The 9,136-nt window shown below is 41.3% G+C and carries 7 protein-coding genes; 5 read left to right on the top strand and 2 right to left on the bottom strand.

Going from position 1 to position 9,136, the window contains the following annotated elements; translation table 11 throughout:
* Window positions 1-545: aspartate/glutamate racemase family protein (locus CK510_RS20415; protein ID WP_211293237.1), on the top strand; the 545-nt coding region annotated here is incomplete at its 5' end.
* Window positions 546-842: 297 nt separating this feature from the next.
* On the opposite strand, the gene CK510_RS20410 is transcribed toward CK510_RS20415, so the two are convergent.
* Window positions 843-1,058, bottom strand: a complete 216-nt coding sequence (locus CK510_RS20410; RefSeq protein ID WP_095723451.1) for a hypothetical protein — start codon at window positions 1,056-1,058, stop codon at window positions 843-845.
* Between the two features lie 1,391 nt (window positions 1,059-2,449).
* Between CK510_RS20410 and sds the strand changes: the two genes are divergently transcribed.
* A complete protein-coding gene (gene sds / locus CK510_RS20405; protein WP_095723450.1) occupies window positions 2,450-3,421 on the top strand; it encodes a solanesyl diphosphate synthase in 972 nt (323 codons plus the stop codon).
* A gap of 99 nt (window positions 3,422-3,520) precedes the next feature.
* Here sds and CK510_RS20400 read toward each other — a convergent pair whose 3' ends face one another.
* Window positions 3,521-3,994, bottom strand: a complete 474-nt coding sequence (locus CK510_RS20400; RefSeq protein ID WP_095723449.1) for a hypothetical protein — start codon at window positions 3,992-3,994, stop codon at window positions 3,521-3,523.
* Between the two features lie 217 nt (window positions 3,995-4,211).
* Here CK510_RS20400 and hetZ point away from each other — a divergent pair, with 217 nt between their 5' ends.
* The 3 genes from hetZ (at window position 4,212) to CK510_RS20385 (ending at window position 9,006) form a co-directional block, all read left to right on the top strand.
* Window positions 4,212-5,402, top strand: coding sequence for a heterocyst differentiation protein HetZ (gene hetZ, locus CK510_RS20395; protein ID WP_095723448.1), 1,191 nt, complete (start codon window positions 4,212-4,214; stop codon window positions 5,400-5,402).
* Window positions 5,395-6,387, top strand: coding sequence for an NADPH-dependent FMN reductase family protein (locus CK510_RS20390; RefSeq protein WP_095723447.1), 993 nt, complete (start codon window positions 5,395-5,397; stop codon window positions 6,385-6,387). The genes hetZ and CK510_RS20390 overlap by 8 nt, the downstream gene beginning before the upstream one ends.
* 303 nt (window positions 6,388-6,690) lie before the next feature.
* Window positions 6,691-9,006 carry a transglutaminase TgpA family protein gene (locus CK510_RS20385; RefSeq protein WP_211293236.1) on the top strand — a complete coding sequence of 772 codons (2,316 nt, stop codon included), beginning with the start codon at window positions 6,691-6,693 and terminating at the stop codon, window positions 9,004-9,006.
* The last annotated feature ends 130 nt before the right edge of the window (window positions 9,007-9,136 follow it).

Here is a 9,136-nt window from a genome sequence, read left to right as displayed (position 1 = left end):
GTGTTATTCTTTCAGGTGCGAGGGCTGCGGTACAACAAGGTAAGCGTATCGGTGTTATTGCAACTCCTGCAACGGCTAAAAGTAATGCCTATAAAAACGCTATCCTAGAAATTGAACCCGAACTTCAAGTTTGGCAAGTGAGTTGCCCGGAATTTGTCCCTTTAATTGAACAAAACCGGATTCACGATCCTTATACAACGGAAGTTGCACGTTCTTACTTAGAACCTTTGATTGACCAGGAAATTGATACATTAGTGTACGGTTGTACCCACTATCCTCATTTATCATCCATATTGCGATCGCTCCTACCAAACACAGTCAATTTGGTAGATCCAGCAGTACATGTTGCCACTGCTTGTATTCAAGAACTGGAATTACTCGGCTTGAGAAATAATCATCCACCAATGCCAACTCGTTTTGTCATCAGTGGTTGTCCACAACAGTTCACCCAATCATCTATAAATTGGCTAGGCTGTACTCCAACTGTTGAAGTAGTCCATTTTACAGATACTGTTGTATCCAGCTTTCGACAAGATGTAATTTAGTTAATTGGTTAATGGTTAATGGTTAATAGTTAATAGTTAATAGTTAATAGTTAAACCTCGTCTATTTCGGAACGTGGAGTTTTTGATTATTCTGTTCCGTCATTGCGACGTAAGGTAGACGCTTCGGCTACTTACAGAAATCGCTAACGCGCTTACCCGCAGGGTAGCAATCTCAAAATCTTTACGAAAAACTACAGTTCTCAAGGTAGACGAGGTTTAATGGTTAATGTTTAATTGGTTAATGGTTAATGTTATATCATTGTTTTCCTTCCCAATGCCCAACTCCCAATTCCTAATTCATTGACCATTAACCACTTCTGTGGTGTTTCCTGTGACTGAAATTTCTGATTGTTTATTATCAGTTCTTTGACTACTGCGTTTAGCTAATGCTAATAATAGGTAGATTGAAAATAAATACCCGGAAGCTAATATAAAAATCATAATCGGCATCTTTACATAAAACATTTCTTCACCAGCTGCATTTTCGACGCAATTCAAGTTATCCGCGTTCATACAATTCCAGCCTCCAATATTAATTACTGGCAGCAAACAATACCCATTACTACGTAGAGCTAGAATGGAAGAACTGTAAAGTTAACGCTAAGTTAACTTTATCTGTGATTATTTTTTCTTATAGACTCGCTGGCATACAGCACTCAAACCACCAAACAGCTATTTGCGGCTGAGAAGGCAGTTCTTACAAGTCTGCATATTCTTAGTATTTTTGCCTACCCTAAAGTAGGACATGTAGCCTTTAATTTAATTTAAAGGCTTTGCTTGAAACCTGCTTGGATAATTACTTTAGAGAATAAACTTACATACAAGTATAATCACTAAACTAACTATTAGCTTTATCGGTTTAAGCACATCGATTTCTATTTATTTACAAGTTCAAGATAGGGATAAACGCTTGGAGAGCGATAAACCTTCCTGAAATGAATAACAAAAATTTTCAAGTTCCTTGATTTTAGCGTAACATAACAGACTCGCGTTTTTGACAACTTGGCTGTTAATTTTGAAAATTTTTCCCCGATTCCAGTATCGACTCAAACGAATCGATTCTTTTGACAGCACAATATTCACTACGAAAGTTAGTATTGCAATATATCCTTGATATCAAGTTCCGCTTATCGCGACTCAAAACCTAATAACCTAAGTTTAGCATCGGATTTCCAGCGTAACTAGTAACAAGACAGCAATTCTTGTTTCTACAGCACGAGAAAAATTCAAAATACAAATCAAATTACAAACTTAAAACTATAGCCGTACTCTTTAATTTAATGTATAAATATGAACTCAGTCTAAGCCTGATTCTACTATAAAAATCAGAGATATATATATAGCTTGTTATACAAGTTTGAGATTACATATAAAGCAAGAAAGCTTGAAAGAGAAAAGATAGATCAAGACAATCTTCGAGCTAATCATTGAGAAATTCGCAAGTCTCGGAGATTTTTCGTTTCGATACAGACTAACACAAGTCGAAAATTTGCCTTTCCTTTTGCTTTCTACCTCTAGATACACAACCAAAAACACTAAATCCGAAAATTTTGTTGCTGCAATTGTAAAAAATTATGAATAAATATTTCAAGAGGAGGATTGGCATTACAAATTTCCCTGATTTCCCCTGATATCTCGAAATTACCCCTTAATTCCTCTAATTTATAGGTTCGTATACACTTCGGGAAGCCGCGACTCTACGAGAACGCGATAGGATGAGCCTTTTCGAGTAACTGGTTGTAATTTGACAAATTGTGTGTAAGTAGTAATTTATTCCCAGAGACGAAAGCTAGTTTTCCACTTCTAGGGTTTTTTCGTTCAACGCTTTGCAGCAGCACTGCGTTATCTTAAAATGAGTATAGAATATGTAAACTTTCGTAACTTAAGCCAGAGTCCGCCCATCCATGACCCCAGCTACCTCCTTTTTTACCCCTGTGGAAGCAGACCTGCAAATATTAGCAGAGAATCTGATAAAGCTAGTTGGAAATGACCACCCTATCCTCTATGCGGCGGCGAAACACCTATTTGGAGCTGGGGGAAAGCGTATCAGACCAGCGATTGTTTTGCTAGTGTCGCGGGCAACAATGTTGCAACAGGATATCACTCAACGTCACCGTAGTCTAGCTGAAATTACGGAGATGATTCATACCGCCAGTTTAGTCCATGACGATGTGGTAGATGAGTCTGATGTGAGACGCGGTGTTCCCACAATTCATAGTTTGTTTGGCAATCGAATAGCTGTATTAGCGGGGGATTTTTTCTTTGCTCAGTCCTCGTGGCACTTGGCAAATCTCGATAACTTGGAAGTGGTAAAGCTACTATCACAAGTATTGATGGATTTTGCAGTTGGAGAAATACAACAAGGATTAAATCGATTTGATACTAGTATATCCTTAGAAACCTATTTGAAGAAAAGTTATTACAAAACAGCATCTTTGATTGCGAATAGTTCTAAGGCTGCGGGGGTAATTAGCGAAGTTTCTGCGGAAACAGCCGAACACCTTTACGAATATGGGAATCATTTAGGTTTAGCATTTCAGGTTGTTGACGATATTTTAGACTTTACAGGTTCGACGGATACCTTAGGGAAGCCAGCAGGTTCGGACCTCAAAAGTGGTAATTTGACAGCACCAGTTTTATTTGCGCTGGAAGAAAAGCCTACTTTAGAAATACTGATTGACAGACAATTTGCCCAAGATGGCGATTTGGAGCAGGCAATGACGCTGATTGAAGATAGTCAAGGTATTCAGAGGGCAAGAGAACTAGCAGCGTATCATGCTAAGTCAGCAGTTGAGCATATTCTGGAGCTTCCAGTTTCAGAACCGCACCAAGCTTTGATAAACATGGCTGATTTTGTGTTAGGTCGCCTTTACTAGAAACTTTACTAAAAACTTTACTAAAAATTTATTTTAGTCAGTGACTAACTAACCCCCACAATCAGCCTTGTGGCAAGTTAAGCTGATATCTGATAGTTTTTAGGCGATATCAGGAGGAATTGGGCTGCGCTTGTAATTTTGTTGTAGCGATCGCGCAATTAGCTCTTGTAGGTGGGAGCGTTCGACCTCAACGGTATTATTGTTCGTGCCAGTCGTCTCAAAAAAAACTATACTATCTACGGGTTCTAATGCAACCAATTGGAACAAAACGTGTGTAACGGGAATGGGTGCAGCGATTACTTGAGGGTTAGACACAGCATCTATGCTGGCTCTTCCATCCTGTAATGTAGGGTAAGCGTATATTACACATTTTTCGAGTTCTGGATTTGCACGGTTGCTTAGTGTTGTCATTACCCATCGTTGATTCATGTCTTGCAGGATATAGTATTGGGAATGACGTAATGATGAAGCGATCGCATTCAGGACAGGTGCGATTGTCGTAATCAGTTGTGGTGTAATACCATCTTGGGGTGCATTGTCGATCAGTAATTTAATTTGTGCTTCTAAGTCCATAAATCACTTGTAAACCGATGGGTAGGTGTTGGCGATAAATTAATGAGAGTGCAAATAATCGAAAAAGAGTTGGGAATAATAGATTAAACCAAATTCCTAACTTTTGAACATAGTTTGTGTTTATTTGTCCAAAGCTTATACGCAAAACCATACACCCAAAGCCCGTCGTCGTACAGGTTGTAAATAGGTATGTTAGGGTCTTTTTAAGAACTAGACTATGAATTTAGCCGCAACCACAATTATTCAGGGAGAAAATTCTATCGGCGTGGAGGCGATATTTGAACTTCTCTTCCAGGAGCTTCGTGTAGCAACCAAAGCTTCGGAACAAAATTGCCACGACGTGGCAATGCGAATCACCGCCGAAGTCTACCGCATTTGCAGCGAAAGCAAACGCATCCAAGCTTCCGGTGCCATCGAAAGCTCCGCCATGACCCTCGCCCGACATCGACTCACCCAGTGTCTACGATACTACGAATTGGGTTCCAATCGGGGTCGGATCGAACTTCACAGTACCTTGAGTGCGATCGTCTATCGTTACATTAATCCTCCACAAAGGCAACTAAGCTACCAAGGGCGGCTGACGATTATCGAAGATTTTCTCCAAAGCTTTTATCTAGAAGCACTTAATGCTTTTCGACGAGAGAACCAACTCGGTGCCACCTACCAACCCCAAAGCCTGCTCGAATTATCGGAATACATGGCGTTTGGCGAACGCTACGGTAAGCGTCGTATTCCCTTGCCGGGAAGACAACAACAGTTGATTATTCTCCGGGCACAAACTTTTTCCCAACAGCAACCTCCGGAAACCTGCGTCGATATCGAACAAGCAGCCGAAGGTAGTAGCAGCGATGGAGATGGTTCTTGGGTTGATCCGGCTGTGCAGCAGTTGCGGAGCGCGATGGCAACCCAGCCGGAACCGGAACCGCAAGAGGATACGCTACGTTCTGTTGTTGTGACAGAGTTGATGAGTTACCTAGAAGAACGGCAACAAACCGACTGCGCTGACTACTTTACGCTGCGGTTACAGGATATGTCGGCTCAGGAAATTGAGTCGGTTCTAGGTTTAACATCCAGGCAGCGCGATTACTTGCAGCAGCGTTTCAAATACCATTTGATTCGATTTGCCCTGTTGCATCGTTGGGAGTTGGTTCACGAATGGCTCGAAGCCGATTTAAACACCAATTTGGGTCTTACTCCACAGCAATGGGATACATACATTGCTCAGATGGATGAGAAACAACGGTCTTTATTGGAGTTGAAGCAAAAAGAACAACCTGATGAGAAGATTGCCAAAACTTTAGGGTTGTCAATGGCACAACTTCAAAAACGATGGTTTAAAATTCTTGAACAAGCTTGGGAAATTCGTAACTCTTTAGTGTCCGGATCGGGTGCATCTACTCATGAATAGTGACTCAGAATCCTTACAAAACCAGTTAATTAAGTGGTTATTGGCTGAACCAGCCCGGTCACTAAATGATACTTCGGTCGAATGTAAGGAAAATAACGGGGTAGAAAATTTAACAGCTAAAACTACTGATTCAAACAGTGGGGAACAGCAGTTAGAATGGACACCCCAAACCTCTCAACTAGGAGAAATTCCTACTGTGCAAGAACGTTTCCAAGCCGTCCTTAAACGTCGGTTACAAATTCAAATACAAAACCATCCTCCTTTGTTTCCCTGGGAAACCCAACTCAAAGAATATCCGGATTATGCCGATAGTCCATCAGTTGCGATGATTCCAGTTTGGGGGTGGACACAAGCGCGAACCTCGTTGAATCTGCCAATTGATTTACCCGAACGAGTTTTTCGGCAATTGCTGGAAAAATGTCAGGCTTTGGTGACTTCTTCATTGCCACTGGGGGCAAAACTAGTTCAGGCAGTGGAGAGTTTATTTCCAAATGACCAACACACCATCAATGATTTAGCTGGATTGGTTTTGAGAACTCCTTATCGCTCTGCCGATACTTTGGAGGCTTTGCCCAATTTGGATAGCGACTACGCAGAACTTCAACCCCGTCAGCAAATGGCTGTGTCGTTACTGGCAGCGAAACAGTTGCTGGATAACTTGACATTGCCAATTTCGGCTACTAATCCGGTAGTTGAAAGACAGTGGTTGACTAGTGCTGGTGCGATCGCAATCAAAGTTGAGTACCAAGTCCAAGGTTCAGCCTCAAAGCTGTTGGTTCGCGGTGATTTACCCGCTAAAGGAACTTTAAAGGTTGTGGGAAGTGGAACTGAGGCAATGGCGAAATCTTCCGCTCCTGGCAGCTTGGGGGTAGAAATCACCTACAGTACGACTGCATCATCAACACGGCAACCTTATACTCTCGAAATCAATTTAACTGAAATTGACGAAAAACCTTTGACATTTTTGATCCTACCTACATTGTAATAAAAAGCACTGGCGCACAAAAAAAATAATTTCAGAAAACGTCATCGTTCTGGAGATGACGAATCCTAGTTTTAAAGCGTATCCTTGGTTAAAGAAGCAGTCATAATTTTAGGCACTTGCAACGTCGATAATCTCGATAATGCGGTGCCTCTAACGTCTACGGTAGTCAGCAGTATTTGATATTTTGGATTGTGATTCTAGATTTATGATTCTGGTTTTAAGTATCCTTAATTATACTGAGAAGGCGAGAGCCCGTTACGTCTAAGTGGCTGCATTTGAAACCATTGCTGCTCTCTAATCAAAATGTTGAAATTTACTAGGATGAGTCAAGATTGGCGTTTACCTCGATGGATAAAATGGCAGCAAAGTGTGTTCCTGTCATCTTCGTTGGAGGTAGAAAACTCTGTTCCTTTGAGAGTGCTAGTGCTGTTATTAGTTACTGTAGGGATTATTGCCAAGGATATTGCATCTGAAAGTCAATCATCATTTTGGGCAGTACCTCTAAGTATTGTGGGTGCGAGTTGGAGTTACAATCATCGCAATAGTCGAAATGTATCGGTAAAATTTGGAATCGCCATCGGAATGTTAGTAGCACTGGGTGCTTTCTTTGGGCGATTATTGGGGGAATTGAACGATACGCGGCTAGTTTTGGCGGATTTGCTAATCCAACTCCAGGTACTGCACAGTTTCGATATGCCTCGACGGAAAGATTTAGGCTATTCAATTGTGATTGGGGTGATTTTACTTGGGGTTGCGGCAACTCTAAGTCAAACTTTAGCTTTTGCACCTGTATTGTTGGTATTTTTAGGTGTTGCTTTACCAACTTTAATTTTTGATTATCGATCGCGATTAGGAATCACAAATCTTAAGAGTAAGAAGGAGAGGGAGAAGTCAGAAAAGATTTCTTCGGTTCTACCTTCTTATTTTTTATTGTTTTCTCTCATCTTAGTAATTGGTTTGGGTATTTTCGCAATTTTACCGCGATTCCCTGGTTACCAGATGCGGATGTTCCCCGTTAGTTCCAATATTGAAGTCAAAGGCAATTTTACTGGACGTAGTATTATCAATCCTGGTTATGTGCGTCAAGGTAATGGCAATGGTAGTAATGGCACGGGAACGGGTACTGGGGGAAATGGAGAACCGGGAAAGGTTGATTCAAGCTATTACTATGGGTTTAATAGTCGGATGAACCAAAACCTCCGAGGTGAAATGAAACCCAAAGTCGTAATGCGAGTGCGATCGCAAATTGAGGGTTTTTGGCGAGTTTTGGCTTTCGATAAATACACTGGTAAAGGTTGGGAAATTTCCCGCAATGAAAAGGTACAAACCTATAAACGTTCTCCCTGGAGTTACCAAATTTTTATCCCTCGTCCTGGTACTCTAGGAACTACGAAGGAAATAGTCCAGACATATTCTGTTATCTCCGAAATGCCAAACTTAGTTCCGGCAATGTCCCATCCCAAGGAAGTCTATTTTCCAGCACCAATGATTGCGGTTGATAGTGAAAATGGTTTACGCGCTCCAGTTAGTTTAGGGGATGGTTTTACCTATACTGTGGTTTCCGAAGTACCAATCCGCGATCGCAATTTGTTGGGTAAAGCTGGTACTGAATACCCAGCAAGTATTAAAAAATATTATTTAGATATTCCCACGGAGATTGCTGACAAAGTTCGCGATCGCACTGAGAAAATTCTGGCTGACTACAACAAAAATCGTGTTGGTAAATCTGACAAAAGTCTTGATTCTGCCTACGAAAAAGCTCTTTATCTAGCACAATATCTCAAACAAAACTATAAAATTCCCGAAACTTTAGACGAGTTTCCTTTTTTAGGAGAGAAGGAAGATTTAGTTACAGCTTTTTTATTCAAATATAAAGGTGGTTATCCCGATCATTTTTCCACGACTTTGACGGTAATGCTACGTTCTATTGGCATTCCCGCAAGGTTAGTTGCTGGTTTTGCTCCTGGGCAGTTTAATCCATTTACGGGGATGTATGTGGTTCAGAACATCGATGCTTATGCGATGACGGAAGTTTATTTTCCCAAGTATGGCTGGTTTGCCTTCGATCCAATCCCCCAACATCCCTTGATTCCCCCATCGATTGAAGAAACTCAGACTTTTACGGTTCTCCAGCATTTTTGGAAATGGGTAGCGGGTTGGTTGCCTTCCCCAGTAACTGGTTTTCTGAATAACCTGTTTGGGACGATATTTTCTTGGTTGACGAGAACTTTTATTTGGTTCTTTGGTTTATTTACCCAAGGTTGGTTCGGTATTGTTAGAGGATTAATTATCGCAACGGGGTTGGGTTTCGCTGGTTGGTTGGCATGGCAAGGATTCCGTAAATGGTGCGATCGCATTGCTTTGAGTAAGTTACCACCAATGGAAAGCCTTTATCAACAAATGCTGCAATGGACTGATGGCAAAGGTTTGGGAAAACATCCATCACAAACACCATTGGAGTTTGCCAAAATATCCTCCCAGCAACATTCACCATTCATTGCCGAAATTATCGACGAAATTAGCCAAGCTTATGTAAATTGGCGTTACGGAGGTTATGCCCCCAATTTAAACCGATTGCGATCGCGATTGGATGAGATGAAAAAAACTGCCAAAAGTTAATCTAGCGGTTTTTATATGAGTGAAATATACTTATCTTGCTCCCCTTCCCTTGTAGGATACTGTTGGCTAATTGTTGAGGGGTGAAGACCCTCACCCTCTCGTTAACAGGCTCCAGCCTGGTAACGCGCTT

This window comes from Brunnivagina elsteri CCALA 953, from assembly GCF_002289455.1.
In the GTDB taxonomy this organism is placed as follows: Bacteria; Cyanobacteriota; Cyanobacteriia; order Cyanobacteriales; family Nostocaceae; genus Brunnivagina; species Brunnivagina elsteri.
This window is presented reverse-complemented; position numbering and strand designations above follow the sequence as displayed.

What these genes read in the sequence shown, in the direction of transcription:
- CK510_RS20410 (WP_095723451.1), bottom strand. Translation starts at nt 1,058, where the DNA reads ATGAACGCGGATAACTTGAATTGCGTCGAAAATGCAGCTGGTGAAGAA.
- sds (WP_095723450.1), top strand. Translation starts at nt 2,450, where the DNA reads ATGACCCCAGCTACCTCCTTTTTTACCCCTGTGGAAGCAGACCTGCAA.
- CK510_RS20400 (WP_095723449.1), bottom strand. Translation starts at nt 3,994, where the DNA reads ATGGACTTAGAAGCACAAATTAAATTACTGATCGACAATGCACCCCAA.
- hetZ (WP_095723448.1), top strand. Translation starts at nt 4,212, where the DNA reads ATGAATTTAGCCGCAACCACAATTATTCAGGGAGAAAATTCTATCGGC.
- CK510_RS20390 (WP_095723447.1), top strand. Translation starts at nt 5,395, where the DNA reads ATGAATAGTGACTCAGAATCCTTACAAAACCAGTTAATTAAGTGGTTA.
- CK510_RS20385 (WP_211293236.1), top strand. Translation starts at nt 6,691, where the DNA reads ATGTTGAAATTTACTAGGATGAGTCAAGATTGGCGTTTACCTCGATGG.